This is a genomic window from Rhizobacter koreensis (assembly GCF_013366375.1).
Taxonomy (GTDB): domain Bacteria; phylum Pseudomonadota; class Gammaproteobacteria; order Burkholderiales; family Burkholderiaceae_C; genus Schlegelella_A; species Schlegelella_A koreensis.
In genome coordinates, this window is sequence record NZ_JABWMJ010000001.1 from 583906 (window position 1) to 607549 (window position 23644).

Annotated in this window: 20 protein-coding genes; 16 read left to right on the forward strand and 4 right to left on the reverse strand. The window is 70.4% G+C overall.

Translation table 11 applies throughout. From position 1 onward, the window contains the following. Positions 1 to 63: 63 nt before the first annotated feature. Positions 64 to 1038, forward strand: a complete 975-nt coding sequence (locus HQN59_RS02520; RefSeq protein ID WP_176065721.1) for a Bug family tripartite tricarboxylate transporter substrate binding protein — start codon at positions 64 to 66, stop codon at positions 1036 to 1038. A gap of 87 nt (positions 1039 to 1125) precedes the next feature. Here HQN59_RS02520 and HQN59_RS25775 read toward each other — a convergent pair whose 3' ends face one another. Both HQN59_RS25775 and HQN59_RS02530 read right to left on the reverse strand, forming a co-directional pair. Continuing rightward, positions 1126 to 1779: a hypothetical protein gene (locus HQN59_RS25775; protein WP_217703804.1), complete on the reverse strand. Its 654-nt coding sequence runs from the start codon at positions 1777 to 1779 to the stop codon at positions 1126 to 1128. 215 nt (positions 1780 to 1994) lie between these two features. Next, complete coding sequence (locus HQN59_RS02530) at positions 1995 to 4040, reverse strand: hypothetical protein (protein WP_176065723.1); 2046 nt, start codon at positions 4038 to 4040, stop codon at positions 1995 to 1997. Between the two features lie 145 nt (positions 4041 to 4185). On the opposite strand from HQN59_RS02530, the gene HQN59_RS02535 reads away from it, so the two are divergent. The 4 genes from HQN59_RS02535 (at position 4186) to HQN59_RS02550 (ending at position 7475) form a co-directional block, all read left to right on the forward strand. After that, positions 4186 to 4776 (forward strand): NADPH-dependent FMN reductase, encoded by a 591-nt coding sequence (locus HQN59_RS02535; protein WP_176065725.1) that lies wholly within the window; start codon positions 4186 to 4188, stop codon positions 4774 to 4776. 139 nt (positions 4777 to 4915) lie between these two features. After that, the gene (locus tag HQN59_RS02540; RefSeq protein WP_176065727.1) at positions 4916 to 5626 is read left to right on the forward strand and encodes a glutathione S-transferase N-terminal domain-containing protein; all 711 of its coding nucleotides are present in this window, start codon (positions 4916 to 4918) and stop codon (positions 5624 to 5626) included. Then, complete coding sequence (locus HQN59_RS02545) at positions 5619 to 6812, forward strand: MFS transporter (RefSeq protein WP_176065729.1); 1194 nt, start codon at positions 5619 to 5621, stop codon at positions 6810 to 6812. Before HQN59_RS02540 ends, HQN59_RS02545 begins: the two co-directional genes overlap by 8 nt. Positions 6813 to 7121: 309 nt before the next feature. Further along, a complete protein-coding gene (locus HQN59_RS02550; protein WP_176065731.1) occupies positions 7122 to 7475 on the forward strand; it encodes a DUF1428 domain-containing protein in 354 nt (117 codons plus the stop codon). Positions 7476 to 7490: 15 nt separating this feature from the next. Here HQN59_RS02550 and HQN59_RS02555 read toward each other — a convergent pair whose 3' ends face one another. Next, complete coding sequence (locus HQN59_RS02555; protein ID WP_176065732.1) at positions 7491 to 8822, reverse strand: FAD-dependent monooxygenase; 1332 nt, start codon at positions 8820 to 8822, stop codon at positions 7491 to 7493. A 91-nt stretch (positions 8823 to 8913) separates the two neighbouring features. On the opposite strand from HQN59_RS02555, the gene HQN59_RS02560 reads away from it, so the two are divergent. The 5 genes from HQN59_RS02560 to HQN59_RS02580 all read left to right on the forward strand — a co-directional run bounded on the left by HQN59_RS02560 (position 8914) and on the right by HQN59_RS02580 (position 15408). Then, positions 8914 to 9972 (forward strand): SPFH domain-containing protein, encoded by a 1059-nt coding sequence (locus HQN59_RS02560; RefSeq protein ID WP_176065734.1) that lies wholly within the window; start codon positions 8914 to 8916, stop codon positions 9970 to 9972. A 283-nt stretch (positions 9973 to 10255) separates the two neighbouring features. Then, positions 10256 to 11758, forward strand: coding sequence for a DUF4178 domain-containing protein (locus HQN59_RS02565; RefSeq protein ID WP_425342683.1), 1503 nt, complete (start codon positions 10256 to 10258; stop codon positions 11756 to 11758). 39 nt (positions 11759 to 11797) lie between these two features. Beyond that, on the forward strand, positions 11798 to 12019 hold the full coding sequence (locus HQN59_RS02570; protein ID WP_176065736.1) for a DUF350 domain-containing protein: 222 nt from the start codon (positions 11798 to 11800) through the stop codon (positions 12017 to 12019). Positions 12020 to 12085: 66 nt separating this feature from the next. After that, the gene (locus HQN59_RS02575) at positions 12086 to 13645 is read left to right on the forward strand and encodes a polyamine aminopropyltransferase (protein ID WP_176066277.1); all 1560 of its coding nucleotides are present in this window, start codon (positions 12086 to 12088) and stop codon (positions 13643 to 13645) included. Then, positions 13642 to 15408 (forward strand): FAD-dependent oxidoreductase, encoded by a 1767-nt coding sequence (locus HQN59_RS02580; RefSeq protein WP_342451097.1) that lies wholly within the window; start codon positions 13642 to 13644, stop codon positions 15406 to 15408. Before HQN59_RS02575 ends, HQN59_RS02580 begins: the two co-directional genes overlap by 4 nt. Positions 15409 to 15427: 19 nt before the next feature. On the opposite strand, the gene HQN59_RS02585 is transcribed toward HQN59_RS02580, so the two are convergent. Beyond that, positions 15428 to 16393, reverse strand: coding sequence for a LysR family transcriptional regulator (locus tag HQN59_RS02585; RefSeq protein WP_176066280.1), 966 nt, complete (start codon positions 16391 to 16393; stop codon positions 15428 to 15430). A gap of 148 nt (positions 16394 to 16541) precedes the next feature. On the opposite strand from HQN59_RS02585, the gene HQN59_RS02590 reads away from it, so the two are divergent. The 6 genes from HQN59_RS02590 to HQN59_RS02615 all read left to right on the forward strand — a co-directional run bounded on the left by HQN59_RS02590 (position 16542) and on the right by HQN59_RS02615 (position 23594). Then, on the forward strand, positions 16542 to 17564 hold the full coding sequence (locus tag HQN59_RS02590) for a TRAP transporter substrate-binding protein (protein ID WP_176065738.1): 1023 nt from the start codon (positions 16542 to 16544) through the stop codon (positions 17562 to 17564). Between the two features lie 70 nt (positions 17565 to 17634). Further along, a complete protein-coding gene (locus HQN59_RS02595) occupies positions 17635 to 19416 on the forward strand; it encodes an IlvD/Edd family dehydratase (protein WP_176065739.1) in 1782 nt (593 codons plus the stop codon). Between the two features lie 18 nt (positions 19417 to 19434). Continuing rightward, the gene (locus HQN59_RS02600) at positions 19435 to 20643 is read left to right on the forward strand and encodes a fumarylacetoacetate hydrolase family protein (protein WP_246294635.1); all 1209 of its coding nucleotides are present in this window, start codon (positions 19435 to 19437) and stop codon (positions 20641 to 20643) included. A 28-nt stretch (positions 20644 to 20671) separates the two neighbouring features. Further along, positions 20672 to 21286 carry a TRAP transporter small permease gene (locus HQN59_RS02605; RefSeq protein WP_176065741.1) on the forward strand — a complete coding sequence of 205 codons (615 nt, stop codon included), beginning with the start codon at positions 20672 to 20674 and terminating at the stop codon, positions 21284 to 21286. Further along, positions 21283 to 22560, forward strand: coding sequence for a TRAP transporter large permease subunit (locus HQN59_RS02610; RefSeq protein ID WP_176065743.1), 1278 nt, complete (start codon positions 21283 to 21285; stop codon positions 22558 to 22560). The genes HQN59_RS02605 and HQN59_RS02610 overlap by 4 nt, the downstream gene beginning before the upstream one ends. A gap of 470 nt (positions 22561 to 23030) precedes the next feature. Then, entirely contained in the window at positions 23031 to 23594 is a 564-nt protein-coding gene (locus tag HQN59_RS02615) for a cohesin domain-containing protein (RefSeq protein WP_176065744.1), read from the forward strand. Positions 23595 to 23644: the final 50 nt, after the last annotated feature.

Genomic DNA, 23644 nt, shown 5'->3' on the forward strand with positions numbered 1-23644 from the left:
CGACGCACGCGCCGTCGAGAATCGATCGGGCCATTCCCCAACCCTCACCGACCAGGAGCCCCGATGAAAGCGCCCACGAAACTCCTTGCCGCCACGCTGCTGCTCGCTGCCTCGGCGGTGCACGCGCAGGCACAGGACTACCCGTCGCGGCCGATCCGGGTGCTGGTGCCGTTCGCGCCCGGCGGCGCGGTCGACACGACGACGCGCATCCTCACCCAGAAGCTCACCGAGCGGCTCGGCTGGAACATCACGGTCGAGAACCGGCCGGGCGGCGCCGGCTTCATCGCGACCCAGGCGGCGGCCAAGTCGCCGGCCGACGGCTACACGCTGCTGATGGCGCACACCGGCGAGTTCGCGGTCAACCCGGCGCTCTTTCCGAACGTGCCGTACGAGCTCGAGCGCGACTTCGTGCCGATCACCATGGTGAGCGACGCGCCGATGCTGTACCTGGCCAACATCAAGGAGCCGTACAACAACTTCCGCGAGCTCGTCGCCTACGCGAAGAGCAAGCCCGAAGGCGCGGTGACGTTCTCGTCGCCCGGCAACGGCAGCATCAATCACCTTGCCGGCGAATGGCTCGCGCAGGCGGCCGGCATCAAGATGCTGCACGTGCCGTACAAGGGCGGCGCGCCGGCCGCGGTGGCGGTCGCGGCCGGCGAGGTCTCGCTCGGCGTGATGGCGATCCCCGGCGCCGCGCCGCACCTGCAGGCCGGTCGCGCCAAGGTGATCGGCGTGACCACTGCCAAGCGCACCGCCGCCGGTCCCGACTGGCCGACGCCCGCCGAAGGCGGCATCAAGGACGTCGACGTCTCGATCTGGGTGGGCCTCTTCGCGCCGAAGGGCACGCCGCAGGCGATCGTCGACAAGCTCAACGCCGAGGTGCTGAAGACGCTCGAGCAGCCCGAGGTGCGCAAGCGCTACGCCGAGCTCGGCTCGCTGACCGCCGGCATGACGCCGGCGGCGTTCATGCAGCGCATCAAGGCCGACGCCGAGCGCTACAAGGTGGTCGTGAAGGCGGCCGGCGTCAAGCCCGAGTAGTTCGACGGCAGCCCGACAGGCTCGACGGCAGCCCCGGCATGGCAGTGCCGGCGTGCGAAGCGATCTTGCTTCGCACGCGATCAGGCTCTAGCGGTAGCCCGAGTCGTTGGCCGAGTGGATGATCCAGATCAGGTGGGCCGACGTGTCGAAGCCTGCCGAGCCGGCGAAGATCAGACGGCCCTGGCCCTTGTAGGCGAGCTCGTGGCGATAGCGGTCCGACCCGTAGAAGAACGGGATGAACGCCTTGCCGGTGATGTAGGCACCCTGGTCGGTCGGCGGGCCGACGATGTCCATCACCTGCTTGGCGGTCATGCCGATCTGCAGGCGCGTGAACTTGCTGTTGCGCGCGGGCTTGCCGGTGATCTCGCCCTCGTAGTCGTTGATGCCCTTGACCTTCTGGCCGTAGCCCGCCTCCACGAGCTTGGGGTCGACCACTTCGCCGGCCGCGTTCATGCCCGGTCCGACCTTGGCGTTGGCGGCCGGCGCAGGGGCGGGCGCCGGCGCCGGTGCCGGCGCGTTGCGGCTCGACGCCGCCGCGCTGCGCGGGTTCGTCGCGGGGGCGGGCGCCGCGGCGGCCCTGCCCGATGCGGGCGCCGGTGCGGGTGCGGCAGCGGCCGGCGCAGGTGCCGGCGCTGGCGCGGCTTCCGCCGAGCTGTTGCCCGGCATGGTCTGGCAGCCCGCGGCGAACGCGGCGGCGACGAGGGCCGCGAGGGCTCCGGTCGAACGATGGTTGTTTGGCATGGGACTCCTCCTCGACAAGGCGTGCGCGCGGACGTCGCGGCGGGGCGAGATCGTAGAGCAGCGAGAGGTCCCTCCGATGGGGGGCCAGGGCTCGGCGTGGCGTGTCGATCGGAGCGCGCGACGAACGGTGCGGCGTGCAGCCGGGCGGCCGGATGGCGGTCGCACAAAAAAGAAAGAGGGCTGGTGCCCTCTCTCTTCACATGCGGCCGGTTCGCTCAGGGCAGCCGGTACGCGTTCGCGTGCACGTTGAACACGCGCCCGGTGCGGTCGTTGACCGACATCTGCACGCCGGTCAGGTAGTCGTTCGCGGCGAAGTTCGAGCCGTTGCAATGCTGATCGGCAGCGGTCGCCGGGCTGCACGTGACCGCCACGCTGCGCGCCGTCGACGCCACGCTGACCGCGTCGTTGAACGATTGTTGTGCCGTCCCGATCACGCGAACCCCGAACAGCTGGACCTGGGTCGGTGCGAGCGCACCGGTGGGCACCTCCCAGCTCACCGGATAGGCCTGGCTGGTGGGCATCGGCACCGAGCCGTCGGCGTTGGCCCCGCTCGTCAGCGCGTTGAGGGTGGCGCTCGTGAAGCGCGGCAGCGGCGTCGCTTTCAGTTCCGCGATGGTCAGCGCGCGGGCGCGCGTCCGATAGGTCTGGCGCGCGGCCTCGACGGTCGGGTTGGAGGCGAGGTAGTAGCGGAAGGTCCACACCGCCTGTTGAGGGATGACGGCAATCTCAGGGTCGGTCAGCTGCTGCGGCGAGAAATAGACGGCGGTGTCGCGTGTGGCGGGCGAGCCGGCGGTGCCGGCGTTCTCGTAGCTCGACGCGATCCGCACCACCGAGGTGCCGCTCAGCGAACCGTCGGCGCGCACCAGCGTCAGGAAGCTGCTGCCGGCGCTCGGCCTGAGCGTGAGCGTTTCGCCGTTCGGCGCGTCGACCACCACGCGATCGAAGATCGGCACTCCGTTCGATGTCGTCGTGTTCGTGATGGTCATCGTGTAGCCGCTGCTGTAGTAGTTGAACGCCGACTGGTTCAGGGTCGGGAACGTGCGGTATTGATGGAACGCGTTGACCGCGCCGTTGTACTGGTACTGGTTGCCGATCAGCTTCAGCTTGCCGTTCTCGTTGCGCACGACGAAGGTGTCGAAGACCTGGGCGCCGTCGCTGGTGACCGAGCGCAGGCCGACCACGATGTCGCCGTTGCCGCGCGTGAACTCGTAGCTGCCCTGATCGAATCTCAGGTTGGTCGTGTTGTCGGGGAAAAGCGAGGAGAACGAACCGCTCGACGAGACGGCGCCGCCGTTGCCGCGATAGGTGGTGGGATCGTCGCCGACGAACAGCGTGCGGCACGCCGGCGCGCTGACCGACGCCGCAGTCGTGCCGCTGACGCGCGTGGCCGTCGGCAACGCGTAGCACGCGTTCATTCGTGTGGTGAGGTCTTCGATCAGCGTCGCGATGCCGACCGGCGGCAGGCTGGGCGTCGGGATCGGCGTGTTGATCACGGCCGAGTTGTTGGCCTTGATCGTCGCCAGCGACTGCTCGCTGCTGAACGTGATGCGCGGTGCCGGTGCATCGCCGCTCGCCTTCATGCTGATGTCGATGTTGGCCGACGCCGCACCCGTCGGCGTGATGGTCACGAGCAGTGCGTCGATCAGCTGGTCGTAGCCCGCGCTGCCGATCGTGAACGGCGTCCTGAACGGGTCGATCGACGTGGTGTTGGTGGCCGCGAGCACCGGCGCGAGCAGTTCCTTGATCTCGCCGGTCTTGGCGGCGAGCGTGCTGCCGTCGACGGTCGCGCTGCCGGCCTTCACCTCGTCGGGCAGCCTGGTCGGCTGACCCGACGGGCTGACGCGCGCGGCGACGAGCGTCGTCACCGGCGTCACGTTGACATGCGTGGTGCCGGGCGGCGCGGCATCGACGAGGCTCACCAGCGACTCGGTCTCGCCGACCGCGCTCTGCCGCGTCGCGATGATCACGAACGGCGCCTTCGCGCCCTCTGCGAGCGTGACCTGCCAGGTGCCGTCGCGGCCGACTGGCGCACTGGTGCCGGCGACGCTGCCGTCGGCCGCGTGCACGCGAACCACGGCGTCGGTGAACGCGGCCCCGGTCGCGGCGACGCCGCTCAGCGTACGCGGCTGCGTGGGGTTGGGCTGATCGCCGCCGTTGTCGTCATCGTCGTCGCCATTGCCGCCGCACGCGACCAGCGCCGCCGTCACGACCGCCAGGCCGATCGGCAGCCAGCGCCGCCCCATCCGAGAAAGAAAATCCATGTCGTCCTCCGTAGTCCGCGCGCCGAACCGCTCGGCGCGCGTGAGGACGTGGAAGGTAGGAGGCGAGCCGCGCGGCGTCGTCATCTCGATGACGGAGGTGCCGACGGCGGATGATCGGGGCCACCCCCACGCAAAGGAGTTCCCGATGGCCGACCGCATCCTCGTCTTCTACGGCTCGTACCGGTCCGACCGGGCGGGCATCCGCCTGGCCGACTATCTGGTCGCGGGCCTTGCCGCCCGCGGTGCCGACGTCGAGCTGATCGATGCCAAGGCGATCGGCCTGCCGATGCTCGACCGCATGTACAAGGAATACCCGTCCGGCGAAGCGCCTGCCGCGTTGGAGACGCTGGCGCAGAAGATCCGCGGCGCCGATGCGTTCGTCTTCGTGACCGGCGAATACAACTGGGGCCCGCAGCCGGGCCTGAAGAACCTGACCGACCACTTCCTCGAGGAATTCTTCTGGCGGCCGGCGGCGATCGCGAGCTACTCCGCGGGCCGCTTCTCCGGTGTGCGCTCGGGCACGGCCTGGCACTCGATCCTCTCGGAGATGGGCATGGTCGTGGTGTCGAGCACGCTTGCGGTCGGCACCATCTCGCAGTCGCTGGACGCCGACGCCCGGCCGATCGGCGCCGGCGGCGCGGCCCTCGACCGCGCGTTCCCGCGCTTTGCCGACGACCTGGCGTGGTGGACCGAGGCGGCGCGCGAGCAGAAGGCGCGCAAGGCACCGCCGTATTGAGCCTGCCATGACGCCGTCGTGCCTGCAGCGCCGCGCCGACGAGGCCGTGCGGCCTGCGCCGCCACTGCGCGCGCGAGGCGGCACGCCTCGCGCCACGACGCTATAACGCCGGACTTCTTCAGACCCGCGAGGACCCGCGATGCCCGATCTCTCCGACCTGCCCGTCACGCGCAAGTGGCCGGCGCGACATCCGGAGCGCCTGCAGCTCTATTCGCTGCCGACGCCGAACGGCGTCAAGGCGTCGATCATGCTCGAGGAGACCGGCTTGCCGTACGAGCCGCACCGCGTCGCGTTCGACACCAACGACCAGATGACGCCGGAGTTCCTGTCGATCAGCCCGAACAACAAGATCCCCGCGATCGTCGACCCCGACGGCCCGGGCGGCAAGCCGCTCGCGCTGTTCGAGTCGGGCGCGATCCTGATCTACCTGGCCGACAAGACGGGCCGCTTCATGCCGGCCGACCCGGCGCTGCGCTACCAGACCATCCAGTGGCTGATGTTCCAGATGGGCGGCATCGGACCGATGTTCGGGCAGCTCGGCTTCTTCCACAAGTTCGCCGGCAAGGACTACGAAGACAAGCGGCCGCGCGACCGCTACGTGGCGGAAAGCAAGCGCCTGCTCGGCGTGCTCGACCGCCATCTGGAAGGCCGTGCCTGGATCATGGGCGACGAGTACACCATCGCCGACATCGCGACCTTCCCGTGGGTGCGCAACCTGGTCGGCTTCTACGGTGCCGGCGAGCTGGTCGGCTTCGATGCGTTCGGCAACGTCGCCCGCGTGCTCGCGAGCTTCGTCGCGCGGCCCGCCGTCGAGCGTGGTCTGACCATTCCGGCGGCGCCGGGTGCGTGAGGCCGCCGCTGCGGCGGCGACCGCCGGCGGGCCGACGCTGACGCGCGGCCTCGTCGCGCTGTTCGCGTTCTGCTGCGGCGCGATCGTCGCCAACCTCTACTACGCGCAGCCGATCGTCGCGCTGATCGCCGCCGACATCGGCCTCGCGCCGCACGCCGCGGGGCTGATCGTCTCGCTCACCCAGATCGGCTACGCGCTCGGCCTCTTCTTCCTGGTGCCGCTCGGCGACCGGCTCGAGAACCGGCGCCTGATGATCGCGACCACCGCGGTCTGCGTGGCCGCGCTCGCGGCGATCAGCGTGGCCGCCCGGCCGCCGGTGTTCCTGGCGTGCGCGCTGCTCGTCGGCATCGGCTCGGTCTCGGTGCAGATGATGATCCCGCTCGCCGCCAACCTGGCGCCGGAGGCGTCGCGCGGCCGCATCGTCGGCAGCATCATGGGCGGCCTGCTCGCCGGCATCATGCTGGCACGGCCGCTCTCGAGCGCGGTCGCCGACGCGTTCGGCTGGCGTGCGGTGTTCGGCAGCGCCGCTGTCGTCGCGCTCGCCATCGTCGGCGTGATGGCCTGGACCATGCCCACCCACGAGCCGGCGCATCGCGCGAGCTACGGGGCGCTGCTGCGCTCGCTCGGCAGCCTGCTGCGCAGCCAGCCGGTGCTGCGCGAGCGCGCGTTCGCGCAGGGCTGCATGTTCGCGTCGTTCACGCTGTTCTGGACCGCCGCGCCGCTCGAGCTGATGCGCAGCCACGGCTTCACGCAGTTGCAGATCGCGGGCTTCGCGCTGGTCGGCGCCATCGGCGCGATCGCCGCGCCCATCGGCGGACGCCTCGCCGACGCCGGCCACGTGCGCGGCGCGACGCTCGGCGCGCTCGGCGCGGGCCTCGCCTGCTACGCCGCGGGGTTCGTGCCAGGCTGGGGCTTCGCGGGCCTGCTGGTGATCGCGGTCGTGCTCGACTTCTGCGTGCAGATCAACATGGTCGTCGGCCAGCGCGAGATCTACGCGCTCGACCCGGCGAGCCGCAGCCGCATCAACGCGCTCTACATGACGAGCATCTTCGTCGGCGGGTCGATCGGCGCCGTGCTGGCGAGCGTGGTGTACGAGAACGGCGGCTGGCACGCGGCCGCGACCGTCGCGGCGCTGTTTCCGGCGGTGGCGCTGGTTCGGTTCCTCGTGGCGGCGCGCCGGCGTTGAAAGGTCGGACCCGACGCGGGGGCGCCGCTCGCGTTTCACGGCGTCGGACAGGCGCCCACAACGCAGCGCCCGCTCCTGCGGTCGCTGGCTGACCGTCGCGCACCCGGCGGCAGCTGCCTCGATCGCAGACGGCACACCCCCCGCTGACGTCCATGACGCCGACGCGGGCACCCGGCGGCGAGGCTCCGCGGCTCCGTTAAGGTCGCGGGCGCGCCAGCCGGCCAACTCAGCCGGAACGACGGCGCCGACGCCGCGGCGGCCGCGCACCCGTTGCAGTCGTCGCGATTCGAACCCCGCTGGAGACCCGCCATGCCGTACGTCGACGGATTCGTCATTGCCGTGCCGATCGCCAATCGAGAGGCCTATCGCCAGATGGCCGAGACCGCGGCCGACGTGTTCATGGCGCATGGCGCCCTGAACGTCGTCGAGTGCTGGGGCGACGACGTGCCGCCGGGCAAGGTGACGTCGTTCCCGCTGGCGGTGCAGTGCAGGGACGACGAGGCGGTGGTGTTCTCGTGGATCACCTGGCCTTCGCGCGCGGCGCGCGACGAAGGCATGAAGAACTCGATGGCCGATCCGCGCATGCAGATGGGCACCGAGTCGATGCCGTTCGACGGCAAGCGGATGATCTTCGGCGGCTTCGACGTGATCGTCAGCCGCTGAGCCGTCGAGTCGCGCTCAGCGCGACCCGAACATCATCTGCCGTGCGAGCGCCGACTTCAGCGGCTTGACCGCGTCGAGCGCCGCGATGCCGAGGCCGCGCGCGGTGGCCGCGCCGGGCAGCTGCCAGGTGAAGGTGCGCGCCAGGAAGTCGGTCGTCGCGATCATGGCCCAGCGGTCGGGGGCGCGCTGCCACTCGAGGCGCGCGAGCACCGCGCCGACGTCGCCGTCGGACCGGTCGGCGAGCCCGCGCACCAGCACGAACGCATCGCGCAGGCCGAGGTTGAGACCCTGGCCGGCGACCGGATGCAGGGTCTGCGCCGCGTTGCCGATGCGCACGGTGCGGCCGTCGACCAGCGTGCGTTCGGCCGAGAGGCCGAGCGGAAAGCGCTTCAGCGGCGAAAGGCTCGCGATCCGCGGCGTGCGCGGGTGGAAGATGGTGTTCAGCACCACCGCGCGCTGCGCGTCGCCGAGGTCCTGCACCGGATCGTCGTCGGCCGGCACGCACCACACGAGCCCGGCGCGGCCGTCCTTGAGCGGCAGCAGCGCGGCCGGGCCGTGGCGCGTGAAGCGCTCGTACGCGGTGCCGCCGATCGGCGTCGCGCCGTCGAACGTCGCCTGGCCGACCCACGCGACCTGACGGTAGTCGCGGCGCAGGGCAGGCTTTCTGTCGCCGACGACGACGCTCGGTGCGCGCTCGGCCTGGAACACGCCGCCCTCGGCGACCACCGCGAGGTCGAAGCGGTCGGCGATGCCGGCGTCGACCTCGACCGCGCCGCCGGCGACGTTCTTGATCGCGGCGACCGGCGTGCCGAAACGCGTGACGAGCCGCCGCGGGTCGGCGGCGGCGCGCTCGAGCCACGCGCGCTGCAGCGGTGCGACGAGCGCGCCGTAGCTCAGCACCGCGCCGAGCATCGGCACCGCCTCGTCGAGCGCGCCGATCGTGAGCTCGGGCTCGGCGGCAAGGCGTCCGGGCAGCCACGTCGCGAGCGACGGTGCCTGCTGCGACACGTGCACCTGCAGGATCGGCTGCGCCGTTTCGCCGGCCCACGCGCCGAGCCGCTGCAGCAGCTGCACGCTGCCGAGCGACAGCGCGAGGGTGCGCGGGTCGCCCGCGACGTCGCGGTCGAGCGGTCGCGCGTCGAACAGCGTGACCTCGGCGTGCGGCAGCGTCCCGGCGGCGTGCAGCGCGAGCGCGAGGCCGACCGGCCCGGCCCCGATCACCGCGATGCGCAGCGACCCGGCCGTGCGAGCGGCACCGGCCGCGGCGGCCGGCTCGCGTTCCGCGGCGCCGGCGTCGGCGGCAGCGCTCGCAGCCGGTTCATCGGGCGTCGGTGTGGAAGGGTTCATTCGAACGGCGTTCTCGGCTGGGCAGGCGCGGCAGGGCCGGCCTTATTATTTGCCGCGACCGGTCCGGGTCGGCTTCACGCGGGAGAACGCCATGGCGATGATGGATTTCATCAAGAAGCAGTTCATCGACGTCATCGAGTGGACCGAGGACTCGGACGGCGTGCTGGCGTGGCGGTTCCCGATGGAAGACCGCGAGATCCAGAACGGCGGCTCGCTCACCGTGCGCGAGTCGCAGATGGCGATGTTCGTCAACGAGGGCAAGGTCGCCGACGTGTTCGGCCCCGGTCGCTACGTGCTGAACACGCGCACGCTGCCGATCCTCACCTACCTGCAGAACTGGGACAAGTTCTTCCAGAGCCCGTTCAAGAGCGACGTCTACTTCTTCAGCACGCGCCAGCAGGTCGACCAGCGCTGGGGCACCAGCCAGCCGGTGACGATCCGCGACAAGGACTTCGGCGCGGTGCGGCTGCGCGCGTTCGGCAACTACAGCTATCGCGTCGCCGACCCCGGGCGCTTCCACACCGAGATCTCGGGCACGCGCGAGCGCTACACCGTCGCCGACCTCGACGGCCAGCTGCGCGGGCTCATGCTGCAGCACATCTCGGACGCGGTCGCGTCGAGCGGCGTGCCGTTCCTCGACCTCGCCGCCAACCAGGTCGAGTTCGCGAAGGCGCTGCAGGCGGCGACCGCGCCGGCGTTCGAGCAGATCGGTCTCAAGCTCGAGATGGTGACGATGCAGAACGTGTCGCTGCCGCCCGAGCTGCAGAAGATTCTCGACCAGCGCATCGGCATGCAGATGGTCGGCGACACCGCGCGCTTCATGCAGTACCAGACCGCGCAGTCGATCCCGGCGCTCGCCGCCGGTGCCGCCGACGGCGGCGGTGGCGGCGTGGTCGACAGCGCGGTCGGGCTCGGCGCCGGCGTCGCGCTCGGCCAGGTGATGGCGAACCAGCTCAGCCAGGGCCTGGCGGCCAACGCGCCGGGGGCGCCGGCGGCCGCCGCAGCGGCGGACGCGCCGGCGCCCGCAGGCATCCGGCCGGACGAGGTGATGGCGACGATCGAGCGCCTCGCGGACCTCAAGCAGAAGGGCATCCTCACCACCGAGGAGTTCGATGCCAAGAAGGCCGAGCTGCTGAAGAAGCTGGTCTGACCGTTCCGGCCGCGCGTGCCCCCCGCGTTCCGATGACGCGCGTCCGTCCCGGCCCGCCGCGTACCCGCGGCGCACCGGCTTCGCGGAGCGCGCGCTGAGCACCGACGCGTCGCCGCAGCGCGCGTATCGCGCGGCGTGCCCGAACTGCGGCGCGCCGGTCGAGTTCCGCTCGGCCGCGTCGGCGTTCGCCGTCTGCGGCTACTGCGGCAGCCACGTCCTGCGAGACGGCGACACGCTGCGCAAGGTCGGCGAGCGCGCCGAGCTGTTCGACGATCACTCGCCGCTGCAGGTCGGCGCCGCCGGGCGCTTCCAGGGTGCGCCGTTCACGCTGGTCGGCCGGCTGCAGTACCGCACGCTCGACGGCACCTGGAACGAGTGGCACGCGCTGTTCGATGCGGGCGCCGACGGCACCCCGAAGTCGGGCTGGCTTGCGGAAGACAACGGCCGCTACGTGTTCGGCTTCGAGGTCCCGCTCGAGGAAGCGGCGCCGCGGCCCGAGTCGCTGCGCCCCGAGCTCGCGCTCGTCGTCAACCGCGAGTCGTGGCGCGTCGCGTCGGTGGTGGTGGCGCGCGTGCAGGGCGCCGAGGGCGAGCTGCCGGAGGTGCCCAACCTCGCGACTGCGTTCGTCGTCGCCGACCTGCGCAGCCCGCGCGACGAGGTCGGCACGCTCGCCTACGCCGACGCCGCCGCGCCGACGTGGTCGGTCGGGCGATCGGTCGCACTGGGCGAGCTGGCGCTGCAGGGCCTTGCCGAGCGGGCCGAGCGCACGCTTGCCGGCCGAGCCATCGAGTGCCCGAACTGCGGCGCGCCGCTCGAGATCCGCCTCGACACCACGCGCTCGATCGTGTGCCGGCAATGCCGCTCGGTGATCGACCTCTCGGCGGGAACCGGTGGCGACCTCGCGCACTACCGCCAGGCGACCGGCACGCGCGAGCCGCAGATCCCGCTCGGCAGCATCGGCACGCTCGCGTTGCCGATCGCGGGCAAGCCCGCGCGCCCGCTGCCGTGGCAGGTGGTCGGCTACGTCGAGCGCTGCGAGGTCGCCGGTTCCGCCGGCAGCGCCGATGACGACGACGATGACGGCGAAGGCCAGTCGTTCTGGCGCGAGTACCTGCTCTACCACCGCAACGAGGGCTTCGCGTTTCTCGTCGATGCCGAGGACGGCTGGAGCTGGACCGCGCCGATCACCGGCGTGCCGCGCCGCCGCGGCGACCGCGTCGAGCTCGACGGGGTGCTGTATCGCAAGCTCTACGACTACGTGGGGCAGGTGACCTACGTGCTCGGCGAGTTCTATTGGCGCGTCGAGCGCGACCAGCGGACCGACAACACCGACTACGTCGGCACCGGCAGCGCGCTCCGCAAGCGACTGAACCGCGAGGCGACGGTCTCGAACGCTGCGCGGCCGGCCGCCTCGCCGGGCGGCGCGACCTTGCCCGCCGAGGACCGCGAGGTCGTCTGGTCGGCCGGCGAGACGCTGCCGGCCGCGCAGATCGTCACCGCGTTCAAGCTGCGCGCCGAGACCCTGAAGGCACTCGAGCGCGACGCGCTGCCGGGCGCGTTCCGCCATTCGCTGCTCGGCAAGATCGTGTTCTGGGCGATCGTCGTGATCGTGCTGCTGATGCTGGTGCGCTGCGCGACGCGCGACGACTGCGAGCCGATGCGGCGCAGTTACGGGCCCGAGTCGGCGCAATACCGGAGCTGCGTCGCCAACAATCGGAGCGGCTCGGGCTTCCGCACGGGCGGCGGGTCGTTTGGCGGCTTCTCGACCGGCGGCGGTCACAAGTGACGACCCGGGGCCGGAGCCCCGTTGACGAGGAGGAACGAAATGGAAATCGAGTGGCTGAGGCCGGCGGCCGTGATCGGCTCGTTCATGTTCGCGCTGATCGGCGTGCTGATCTTCTGGGTCTGCTTCATCGTCGTCGACAAGCTGACGCCGTACGACCTGTGGCACGAGATCGTCGGCAAGCAGAACGTCGCGCTCGCCATCGTGGTCGGCGCGATGTGCATCGCGATCGGCCTGATCGTCGCGGCCGCGGTGCACGGCTAGCGGCGTGCTCGCGCGGTGAGCGCGTTGCCGGCGCCATCGCCGGAGACATCCGAGCGGGCCGCCCGCCTGCCGCGCGGTGGCGACGCGCGGCCGGTCGACCCGGCCGAGGTCGCGCTGCTCGCGTCGGTGTTCATCGTCGCCGCCTGCGGCCTGGTCTACGAACTGGTCGCCGGCACGGTCGCGAGCTACCTGCTCGGCGACTCGGTGCTTCAGTTCTCGACCGTCATCGGCACGTACCTGTTCGCGATGGGCGTGGGCTCCTACCTGTCGCGCTTCTTCGAGCGCCAGCTCGTCGCGCACTTCCTGCGCATCGAGTTGCTTGTGGGCGTCGTCGGCGGGCTGATGCCGGCGGCGCTGTTCGGCCTGCACTCGGTGGCGTCGCCGTCGTTCCGCGTGGCGCTCTACGGCCTCGTGCTCGCGGTCGGCGTGCTGGTCGGGCTCGAGATCCCGCTGGTGCTGCGCATCCTCAAGCGCGAGGCGAGCGCGCACGGCGGCGCCGGCGCGGGCCTGCGCACGCTGGTCTCGCAGGTGCTGACCTTCGACTACCTCGGTGCGCTCGCGGTGTCGATCGCGTTCCCGCTGCTGCTGGTGCCGCAGCTCGGGCTCATCCGCACCGGCGCGTTGTTCGGGCTGCTCAACGCGGCCGTCGCGATCTGGGCGCTCTGGCTGTTCCGCGCGCGCATCCGTGGCGTGGCGGCGCATGCGCTCGCATGCGCGGTCGCGGTCGGACTGCTCGGCGCCGCGCTCGTCGCCGCCGACCGCGTGACGACCTGGGCCGAGGACCGGCTCTACGCGGACCGCGTGGTGGTGAGCGAGTCGAGCCGCTGGCAGCGCATCGTCGTCACCTCGAGCAGCCACGGCGTGCGTCTCTTCCTCAACGGCAACCTGCAGTTCAGCTCGACCGACGAGTACCGCTACCACGAGGCGCTGGTGCACCCCGCGATGGCGGCGCACGGCGCGCCCAGGCGCGTGCTCGTGCTCGGCGGCGGCGACGGCATGGCGGTGCGCGAGATCCTGCGCTGGCCGAGCGTCGAGCAGGTGACGCTGGTCGAGCTCGATCCGCACATGACGCGGCTGTTCGGCGAGCTGCCGTTGCTGCGCACGCTCAACGCCGACGCGCTGCGCTCGCCGAAGGTGCGCACCGTCAACGACGACGCGTTCGGCTGGCTCGAGCGCAACCCCGACGTGTTCGACGTGATCGTGATCGACTTTCCCGATCCGACCAACTTCTCCATCGGCAAGCTCTACACGTCGACGTTCTATGCGCTCGTCGACCGTCACCTTGCGGCCGGAGGCTTCGCCGCGGTGCAGACCACGTCGCCGCTGATCGCGCGACGCAGCTTCTGGACCGTGGTCGCCAGCGTCGAATCGGCGGGCCTCACCGCGACCCCATACCACGCGCACGTGCCGAGCTTCGGCGAGTGGGGCTTCGTCGTGGCCGGACGGCGGCCGTTCCGGATGGCGCAGGCGCTGCCGAATGGTCTGCGCTTTCTCGACGTCAAGGGGCTGCCCGCGCTGTTCGACTTTCCGCTCGACATGGCACGCGTGCCCGCCGAGGTGAACCGGCTGTCGAACCAGGTGCTGGTGCGGACCTACGAAGAGGAGTGGGGGAAGGTGCACCCGTGAGCGTGCCGACGCGATCAGGCGGCGCTGCGCGCCTGGGCGGCGATGCCGGAGGCCACGGCGGCATCGCTGCGAACCCACCCGGGCTCGCGCAAGCCGGGCGCCCGGAGGGCGGCGTCACGCGCCGCCATGTGCTTGCCGCGGCCGGCCTCGCGCCGCTCGCCGCCTGCGACTGGCTGCACGGCGACGATGCGCGAGCGCTCGATGGCGCCTGGGTCGGCCTGTCGCACGAGCGTGGTCACCGCTTGCGGGGTGCCGCGGCGTCCACGGGCGCTGCCCCCGTGCCGGCGCTGCAGCGCCGCTGCGCGGTGATCGTGGTCGGTGCCGGCGTCGCAGGTCTGGCGGCGGCGCGCGCGCTCACGCAGGCCGGCATCGACGATGTCCACGTCTTCGACGTCGAGGACGGGGCCGGCGGCAACAGCCGCGGCCTCAGCATCAACGGCCTGCGCTGCCCGCTCGGCGCGCACTACCTGCCGGTGCCCGACGAGGACAACGCCGAGGCGATCGAGCTGCTCGAGGCGTTCGGCGTGCGCAGCACGCGCGGAGGGCGGGCCGTCTACGACGAGCGCCACCTCGTGCACAGCCCGCAGGAGCGCCTGCACGTCGGCGGCCAGTGGGTCGAAGGGCTGCTGCCGCCGGTCGAGGCGCTGCCGCTCGCCGAGCGGGCGTCGACGACGGCGCAGTACGCGCGCTTCAGCCGCGAGGTCGACGCGCTGCGTGCGGGAGGGCGCTTCCGCATCCCGACCGCGAGCTCGCGCTGGGACGCCGAGCTCGAAGGCTTCGACGCGATCACCTTCGCGACCTGGCTCGACCGCCGCGGCTACGACGCGCCGGCGCTGCGCTGGTACCTCGACTACTGCTGCCGCGACGACTACGGCGCCGGCGCGGCGACGGTGTCGGCGTGGGCGGGCCTGCACTACTTCGCGAGCCGTCACGGCTTTCGCGACCCGGGCGCGGGCGAAGGGGGCGAGACCGGCGAGGGCGTGCTCACCTGGCCCGAAGGCAACGCCTGGCTCGTCGAGCGCATGGCGGCGCCGCTCGGCGCCCGGCTGCACGCCGGCTGCGTGGCCCTGCGCATCGACGAAGGGCGGCACGCGGTCGACGTCGACCTCTGGAACGTCGCCGCGTCGCGCGTCGAACGCTGGACCGCGGCGCACGTCGTCACGGCGGTGCCGCTGTTCGTCGCGCGGCGCATCGTCGTCGAGCCGCCGCCCGCGCTCGTCGCTGCCGCGGCAGCGCTGCAGTACGCGCCGTGGCTCGTCGTCAACGTCGCGCTCGACGCGCCGCTCGACGACGTGCCCGGCGCGCCGCCGTCCTGGGACAACGTGGTCTACGGCAGCTCGGGGCTCGGCTACGTCGACGCCGGCCACCAGTCGATGCGCCCGGTCGCCGAGCGTGTCGTGCTCACCGCCTACCGCGCGTTCGGCGACGGCGACGCCGCGCAGCGAGCGACCGCACGCAGCCGCCTGCTGGCCGAGCCGTGGCAGCCGCATGCGGCGGCGCTGTTCGCGGAATGGGAGGCGGTCCACCCCGACCTCCAACGCAAGGCTCGGCAGGTGCGCCTGATGCGCTACGGGCATGCGATGAGCATCCCGGTGCCCGGGGTGCGAAGCAGCCCGGCGCTCGCGGCACTCGCTGCCGTGCCCGGTCGCGTGCAGTTCGCGCACGGCGATCTGGCCGGGTACTCGATCTTCGAGGAGGCGCTGCATCACGGCAGGCGTGCCGCGCGCGCGGTGAGCGCCGCGCGCGCCGTCGCGGCGGTCTAGAGCACCCCGGTCGGCCGGCCTACGCCGGCTCGGCCTCGTGATCTGCGAGGGTGCGGATCACGTCGATGAACGCCTGCGCAGCCGGGCTCGGTGGCTCGCCTTGCAGCGTGATCAGGCCGAAGTCGGGCATCGCTCCGAAGAGCTCGGCGCCGATGCGCGTCAGAAGCCCGCGCCGCACGTACTTGTCGACCAGCGCGGCCGGCTGCAGCGAGAGCATGTTGGTGCTCTGCAGCAGCTCGAGTGCGAACAGGAACGACGGCGTCTCGACGATGCCCGAGGTGAGCGCGAGACCGGTGCTGCTGAAGATGTCGTCCGACACCTTGCGCAGCGCGGTCGACGTCGGATAGAGGATCCACGGCCAGTTCGAAAGCTCGGTCAGGCTGGGCGCGTGGCGCCCGCGCAGCGGGTGGTGCAGCCCCGCCGTGATCTGCAGCCCTTCGCCGGTGAGCCGTTCGTAGCTGAACTGATCGCGCTGTGACTCCGCGGTGAAGCGGCCGATCATCACGTCGATCTTGCGTTCGGCCAGCCACACGATCAGCTGGTCGCTGCTCTGCTCGAGCACCTTCACCACGAGCAGCGGACGCAGTCGCTGGAGCTCGTCGACCGCGGCGATCAGCAGGTGCGCTGCCGATCCCGAAATCGCGCCGATCGACAGGTGGCCGTGGCCGCCCTGCTTGAGCGTGCTGAACTCGTCGACGAACTTCCGGTGCCCGTCGAGGGCCGAGCTGGCATAACGCAATGTGAAGAGTCCAAGCTCGTTCGGACGCATTCCGCGCGGCAGCCGGTCGAACAGGCGGGACCCCAGCATGTCCTCGATGTCCATCAGCACCTTGGTCGCTGCCGGCTGCGTCATGTGCATTTGCTCGGCAGTTAGGCGCAGATTACGGGTTTTTCCCAGGATATCGAGGAAGTGCAGGTGCCGGAAACGCAACCGCGAGACTTGCGCCAAAACCAAGGGTTTACCAGCAGGCGCATCCTGACTCATCACCATTTGGAATGGATGCTAGCAAAAAAGTCAGTGGACCCGACGGGGTCGGTCACCTAGCCTTCGGCGCGAATCAGGAACGGTCCGACAAGGTCGGATCGTCGCAGGTGGCCACGCCACGAGAAGTCCCATCACTTCCGGAGATGTCATGAAGTTCAGATCGCTTGGCTTGGCTGCTGCTGCACTGCTCGTCGCCCTCGCTGCTCCCGCCTCGGCGCAGGTCAACCAGCACGTGTTCAAGATTGGCGCGGGCCTCACCGAGGACCACCCGCAGATCAAGGCGCTGAAGTACTTCGGCGAGCAACTCTCCGCCAGGAGCGGCGGCAAGATGACGGCGCAGGTCCATGCCGGCGGTTCGCTCGGCAACGACGTCACCATGACGTCGGCGCTGCGCGGCGGCACGCTGGAGATGACCATCCCCGACAGCTCGACGCTGGTCTCGCTTGTCAAGCCGTTCGGCGTGCTGAACCTGCCGCTGACCTTCAACAACGAGCAGGAAGCCGACGCCGTGCTCGATGGCTCGTTCGGCCAGAAGCTGCTCGCCAGGCTGCCCGAGAAGGGTCTCGTCGGCCTCGGCTTCTGGGAGAACGGCTTCCGTCACGTCACCAACTCGCGCCGCCCGGTGGCGCGCGCCGACGACCTGAGCGGCCTCAAGCTGCGCGTCATCCAGAGCCCGCTGTTCCTCGACACCTTCAACGCACTCGGCGCGAACGCCACGCCGATGCCCTTCACCGAGCTGTATTCGGCGATGGAGTCGACCGCGGTCGATGGCCAGGAGAACCCGCCGGCCACCATCCTGGCCAGCAAGTTCTACGAAGTGCAGAAGCACCTCGTGCTGTCGCGTCACATGTACAGCGCCTGGGTGCTGCTGATGTCGAAGAAAACCTGGGACGGCCTGTCGGCGCAGGAGCAGAAGATCGTCCAGGACGCGGCGCGCGAGGCCACGCTGTTCGAGCGCAAGGCCATCCGCGCGTTCTCGGAGACGGCGCTGGCCGACCTGAAGAAGGCCGGCATGCAGATCACCGAGCTGCCGGCCGCCGAGCAGGCCAAGATGCGAGCCAAGCTGCAGCCGGTCGTCGCCAAGTTCAGCAAGGAGTTCGGCGAGGACACCACCGCCGAGATGATGAGCGAGCTCGGCAAGGTGCGCGGCGCCAGGACCGCCAGCAAGTAATCCGCTCTGCCCGAGAGGCGGTGCCGCCGTCTCTCGCTCGATTCCCCTCTTTCCTCTCACGACGACGGCAATGGACAACCCTGCCGGCCGGCGCTTTCGCTCGCGCGAATGGTTCGCCGATCCGCAACGCTCCGACATGACGGCGCTCTATCTCGAGCGTTTCATGAACTACGGACTCACCCCCGAGGAGCTGCGCTCGGGCCGGCCCATCATCGGCATCGCGCAGACGGGCAGCGACCTGTCGCCCTGCAACCGCATCCACCTCGACCTCGCGCGGCGCGTGCGCGACGGCATTCGTGACGCCGGCGGGATTCCGATGGAGTTCCCGGTCCACCCCATCTTCGAGAACTGCCGGCGCCCCACCGCGGCGCTGGACCGCAACCTGGCCTACCTGGGCCTCGTCGAGACCCTCTACGGCTATCCCATCGACGCGGTGGTGCTGACCACCGGCTGCGACAAGACGACGCCGGCCGGCATCATGGCCGCGTCCACCGTCGACATCCCGGCCATCGTGCTGTCGGGCGGCCCGATGCTCGACGGCTGGCACGACGGCGAGCTGGTCGGCTCGGGCACCGTGATCTGGCGCAGCCGCCGGCTACTGGCCGCCGGCGAGATCGACGAAGACGAGTTCCTGCAACGCGCCTGCAACAGCGCACCGTCGGCGGGCCACTGCAACACGATGGGCACCGCGTCGACCATGAACGCCGTGGCCGAGGCGCTCGGGCTGTCGCTGCCGGGTTGCGCTGCGATCCCGGCGCCGTACCGCGAGCGCGGCCAGATGGCCTACGAGACCGGTCGCCGCATCGTCGCGATGGCATACGACGACCTGCGGCCGTCCCGCATCCTCTCCCGCGAGAGCTTTCTCAATGCGCTTTCGGTGGTCAGCTGCGCCGGCGGCTCGAGCAACGCGCAGGTGCACATCATGGCGATGGCGCGCCACGCCGGTGTCGACCTGCGCCCGCAGGATTGGACCGACCATGCCTACGACCTGCCGCTCCTGCTGAACATGCAGCCGGCCGGCAAGTTCCTCGGCGAACGCTTCTTCCGCGCCGGTGGCGTGCCGGCACTGATGTGGGAGCTGCAGCAGGCCGGTCGCCTGCACGGCGACTGCGCCAGCGTCACCGGTCAGACCATTGCGCAGAACATCGAAGGCCGCGAGACCAGCGACCGCGAGGTCATCCGGCCGTTTGCAGCGCCGCTGATGCAGAAGGCGGGCTTCCTGGTGCTCTCGGGGAACCTGTTCGACTTCGGCATCATGAAGACGTCGGTGATCTCGGAGCGCTTTCGCGAGCGCTACCTCAGCCGACCGTGCCACGAGGGCGTGTTCGAGGCGCGTGCCGTCGTGTTCGACGGCGCCGACGACTATCACGCCCGCATCAACGACCCGGCGCTCGACATCGACGAGGGCTGCATCCTGGTGATGCGCGGCGCCGGCCCGATCGGCTGGCCGGGCTCGGCCGAGGTGGTGAACATGCAGCCGCCCGACGCGCTGATCCAGCGCGGCATCCAGGCGCTGCCCACGCTGGGCGACGGTCGCCAGTCGGGCACCGCGGACAGCCCCTCCATCCTGAACGTGTCGCCCGAAAGCGCCGTCGGCGGAGGCCTCGCGTGGCTGCAGAACGGCGACGTGATCCGCATCGACCTCAACGCGGGACGCTGCGATGCGCTCGTGTCCGCTGACGAGATCGCGCGCCGTCGGCGCGAGCTGCCCGCACCGCCGGTGCCCGAGAGCCGGTCGCCGTGGGAAGAGCTGTACCGCAGCCATACCGGCCAGCTGGCCGACGGCGCCACGCTCGACATGGCATTGAAGTACCGGCGCATCGCCGAGCACACCCCCCGCCACAACCACTGACGAGTTCCAGGAAGCCGCATGAATGCAACAACGATGCCGGTCCGCACCGATGGCCTGCACCCGGTGCTGCCGCAGGACGGCCTGGCGGGCACGCTGGTCGGGCGGGTCTGGCGCGGTGGCGCGCCGGGCGGCCCGGCGGTGGTCGCCTTGCGCTCCGACGGCGTGTTCGACCTGAGCGCGGACTTCCCGACCATGAGCACGCTGCTCGAGACCGAGCAGCCCGCCGCGGCGGTGCGCTCGCTGAGGGGCGAGCGCCTGTGCAGCGTCGAGGACCTGCTCGAGAACAGCAAGGCCGAAGGCCGCGACGAGGCGCTGCCCTGGCTGCTTGCCCCGTGCGACCTGCAGGTGGTCAAGGCCGCCGGCGTGACCTTCGCGTCCAGCATGATCGAGCGCGTGATCGAGGAACAGGCGGGCGGCGACGCCAGCCGTGCGCAGGGGCTGCGCAGCCAGGTCACCGCGCTGATCGGCGACGGCCTGTCCGACATCCGGCCCGGCTCAGCGAAGGCGATGGCGCTCAAGGAACTGCTGCAGCAGAAGAAGCTGTGGTCGCAGTACCTCGAGGTGGGCATCGGGCCCGACGCCGAGGTCTTCACCAAGGCGCCGGTGCTGGCGGCGGTGGGGCATGGCGAGGCCATCGGCATCCGTGCCGATTCGCACTGGAACAACCCCGAGCCCGAGGTGGTGCTGGCCGTCAACAGCCGTGGCGACATCGTCGGCGCCGCGCTCGGCAACGACGTCAACCTGCGCGACATCGAAGGCCGCAGCGCGCTGCTGCTCGGCAAGGCCAAGGACAACAACGCGTCGTGCGCGATCGGCCCGTTCATCCGCCTGTTCGACGATGGCTTCGGGCTCGACCAGCTGCGCCAGGAAACCGTGCACCTGCAGGTCACCGGCGAGGACGGCTACACGCTGCGCGGCATCAACACCATGGCCAGCATCAGCCGCGACCCGGTCGATCTGGTGGCGCAGACGCTGGCCTGCCATCAGTACCCCGACGGCTTCATGCTGTTCCTCGGCACGCTGTTCGCGCCGACGGACGATCGCGACCAGCCCGGCGGCGGCTTCACCCACAAGCTCGGCGACGTGGTCACCATTCAGAGCCAGTGGCTCGGCAGCCTGCAGAACCGGGTGACGCATTGCGAGACCGCGCCGCCGTGGCGCTTCGGCCTGCGTGCCTTCATCGGCAACCTCGCCGCGCGCGGCCTGCTGCGGGGCGAACGGCTGTGATGCGCCGGCCTGCTTGCGAGGCAACGCGATGATCAACGCGGCCATCGACCGGCTCTGCCGACTCATCGACATCCTGATTGGCCTCGCGCTCGCCGTGATGGTGGTGCTGGTGTTCGGCAACGTCCTGCTGCGGTACGTCTTCAACTCCGGGATCGCGGTCAGCGAGGAAGTCTCGCGCTGGCTGTTCGTCTGGCTGTGCTTCATGGGCGCGGTGGTCGCGCTCAAGGAAGGCGCGCACTTGGGCACCGACATGCTGGTGTCGCGCCTGCCGGTGGCCGGCAAGAAGGTGTGCCTGGTGCTCGGTCACCTGCTGATGCTCTACATCACCTGGCTGTTCCTCGCCGGCAGCTGGCAGCAGGCCCGCATCAACATGGACATGGAAGCGCCCGTGACCGGCGCACCGATGGGCATCTTCTACGCGTCGGGCGTGGTCTTCTCGGTTCTGGCCGGGATCCTGCTGCTGTTCCAGCTGGTGCGCGTGCTGATGGGCCAGGTCAGCGACAGCGAACTCGTGATGATCAAGGAGTCCGAAGAGCAGGCCGAGCTCGAGGCCCTGCAGGCCGAACTCGCACACGGCCACGCACAGGGTGACGGCGCCGGCGCCAACCCGTCCGGCGGCACAGCCAAGGGCCCACGCTCATGACCGTCTTCATCTTCCTCGCCAGCCTGCTCGGCGCGATGGCGCTGGGCATTCCCATCGCCTACGCACTGCTGGCCAGCGGCGTGGCCCTGATGTGGCACCTGAACCTGTTCGACGCGCAGATCCTGGCGCAGAACTTCATCAACGGCGCCGACAGCTTCCCGCTGCTTGCCGTGCCGTTCTTCATGCTGGCCGGCGAGATCATGAACGTGGGCGGGCTGTCGCAGCGCATCGTCAACTTCGCGATGGCGCTGGTGGGCCACGTCAAGGGCGGGCTGGGCTACGTCGTGATCCTTGCCGGATGCCTGCTTGCCGCGCTATCGGGATCGGCCGTGGCCGACGCGGCTGCGCTGACGGCGCTGCTGCTGCCGATGATGGTCAAGGCCGGGCACAAGAAGGAGGTGTCGGGCGGCCTGATCGCGGCGTCGGGTGTCATCGGTCCGATCATCCCGCCGAGCATCGGCTTCATCATCTTCGGCGTCAGCGCGAACGTCTCGATCACGAAGCTCTTCATCGCGGGCATCGTTCCCGGCATCATGATCGGCCTGTCTCTCGCGCTGACCTGGTGGTGGGTGGGTCGCAGGGAGGTGCTGGTGCTGCCTGCCCGCAAGACGCGCGCCGAGATCTGGACCGCCGCACGCGAGGCGCTCTGGGCGCTGATGCTGCCGGTGTTCATCCTGGCGGGCCTGCGGACCGGCGTGTTCACGCCGACCGAGGCGGCAGTCGTGGCCGCCGTCTACGCCCTGTTCGTCGCCGCCGTCGTGTACCGGGAACTGCCGATGAAGGCGCTTTCCGGTGTCTTCATCGCGGCCGCCCGGACCACGGCGGTGGTGATGTTCCTGGTCGCCGCAGCGATGGTGTCGGCCTGGCTGATCACGGTGGCGAACCTGCCGACCCAGGTGGTGGAGATGCTCCGTCCGTTGCTGGACAACCAGACGCTGCTGCTGGTCGCGATCATGGTGCTGGTGATGCTCGTCGGCACGGCCATGGACATGACGCCGACCATCCTGATCATGACGCCGGTGCTGATGCCCTTGGTCAAGGCGGCCGGCATCGACCCGGTCTACTTCGGCGTGCTGTTCATCATCAACAACGCCATCGGCCTGGTCACCCCGCCGGTCGGCACCGTGCTCAGCGTGGTCGCGGGCGTCGGCCGCATGAAGATGGACGAGGTCACGCGCGGCGTGTGGCCGTTCATGGTCGCCCAGTTCGGGATCATGTTCGTGATGATCTTCTTCCCGCAGACGGTGCTGGCGCCGTTGCGCTGGTTCTATTGAAGGCGAGTCCGACTTAGAGATTCGTTGCGGCAAGGATCGTGTCCGGGTCGCACCGAGTCGTTCCGGCGCGGCGCTCCGATCGGGTGTCGTGGCCGGAATTCAAAGCCTGCGAGCTGAATTGGTCTGTCCATTTGCGTGAGGGCGACAAGCATGCGGTCAGCGATCGACCGTCTATCCGGAAAACAGCGATCGGCGGCGTGCGGTCGGGGGTTTCCGCGACGCGCTGCGAGGCGCGTCCCGATACGCTTCTGCTGATCGACTTGCGGCGCCCTGACCTGCACAAGCGTCAGTGGCGATTCCCGCGTCGAGCGTCGTGACCCGCGTGCCGTCACGGCAGCGTCGGTGACGGCATCGTCCGACGCGAGATGTCGCGAGAGCCGGCATCGACCTTCGCGACATCGCCAATCCGGCGCGCGTCATGCGGCCGTCATCAGGTTCACGTCAGTCAACCATCGAAGGAGGAAATAGCCATGCTGAATTCATTGCGTATCGCCACTCGTGCCGCGGGTGCGTGCGCACTCGCGCTCGCGCTCTGGTCGCCCGCGCAAGCCGCGCCCGTCGTCGAGATGTCGACCGTCAACTCGACGGGTCGTGTCGACCTCACGGTCCGGGCGCGCGACCTCGTCGACCTCTACGCCTACCAGTTCACGTTGAACTTCGATCCGACGTTGGTGAACGCGCAGTCGGGCAGCGAAGGCTCGTTCCTCCCGAGCGGCGGCACGACCTTCTTCAACCCGGGCGACATCGACAACGCCGCCGGCTCGATCTCGTTCGTGTTCGGCTCGCTGCTCGGACTCATCGACGGCGTGAACGGGTCGGGCGACCTGGCCACGTTCTCGTTCAACGTGGCGCGCAGCGGCCGTGCGAGTTTCAGCCTCTCGGACGTGCTGCTGCTCGATTCCACGGGCGGGATCATTTCCGCCGATGTGCGGGATCTGGTCGCGGCCGTGCCGGAACCCGCAAGCCTCGGGCTGGTCGCGCTCGGACTCTTCGCCGCGTTCGGCCGGCGGTCGATGAAGTCCAGGGCCGCCTGAGTCGTCGACCCTGGCACGCGGTCGAGTGGGGCACCGGGGCCCCGTATCGG

Bases quoted from the DNA above. Each gene is read 5' to 3' on its own strand.
- HQN59_RS02520 (WP_176065721.1), top strand. From the start codon at position 64: ATGAAAGCGCCCACGAAACTCCTTGCCGCCACGCTGCTGCTCGCTGCC.
- HQN59_RS25775 (WP_217703804.1), bottom strand. From the start codon at position 1,779: ATGCCAAACAACCATCGTTCGACCGGAGCCCTCGCGGCCCTCGTCGCC.
- HQN59_RS02530 (WP_176065723.1), bottom strand. From the start codon at position 4,040: ATGGATTTTCTTTCTCGGATGGGGCGGCGCTGGCTGCCGATCGGCCTG.
- HQN59_RS02535 (WP_176065725.1), top strand. From the start codon at position 4,186: ATGGCCGACCGCATCCTCGTCTTCTACGGCTCGTACCGGTCCGACCGG.
- HQN59_RS02540 (WP_176065727.1), top strand. From the start codon at position 4,916: ATGCCCGATCTCTCCGACCTGCCCGTCACGCGCAAGTGGCCGGCGCGA.
- HQN59_RS02550 (WP_176065731.1), top strand. From the start codon at position 7,122: ATGCCGTACGTCGACGGATTCGTCATTGCCGTGCCGATCGCCAATCGA.
- HQN59_RS02555 (WP_176065732.1), bottom strand. From the start codon at position 8,822: ATGAACCCTTCCACACCGACGCCCGATGAACCGGCTGCGAGCGCTGCC.
- HQN59_RS02560 (WP_176065734.1), top strand. From the start codon at position 8,914: ATGGCGATGATGGATTTCATCAAGAAGCAGTTCATCGACGTCATCGAG.
- HQN59_RS02570 (WP_176065736.1), top strand. From the start codon at position 11,798: ATGGAAATCGAGTGGCTGAGGCCGGCGGCCGTGATCGGCTCGTTCATG.
- HQN59_RS02585 (WP_176066280.1), bottom strand. From the start codon at position 16,393: ATGAGTCAGGATGCGCCTGCTGGTAAACCCTTGGTTTTGGCGCAAGTC.
- HQN59_RS02590 (WP_176065738.1), top strand. From the start codon at position 16,542: ATGAAGTTCAGATCGCTTGGCTTGGCTGCTGCTGCACTGCTCGTCGCC.
- HQN59_RS02595 (WP_176065739.1), top strand. From the start codon at position 17,635: ATGGACAACCCTGCCGGCCGGCGCTTTCGCTCGCGCGAATGGTTCGCC.
- HQN59_RS02600 (WP_246294635.1), top strand. From the start codon at position 19,435: ATGAATGCAACAACGATGCCGGTCCGCACCGATGGCCTGCACCCGGTG.
- HQN59_RS02605 (WP_176065741.1), top strand. From the start codon at position 20,672: ATGATCAACGCGGCCATCGACCGGCTCTGCCGACTCATCGACATCCTG.
- HQN59_RS02610 (WP_176065743.1), top strand. From the start codon at position 21,283: ATGACCGTCTTCATCTTCCTCGCCAGCCTGCTCGGCGCGATGGCGCTG.
- HQN59_RS02615 (WP_176065744.1), top strand. From the start codon at position 23,031: ATGCTGAATTCATTGCGTATCGCCACTCGTGCCGCGGGTGCGTGCGCA.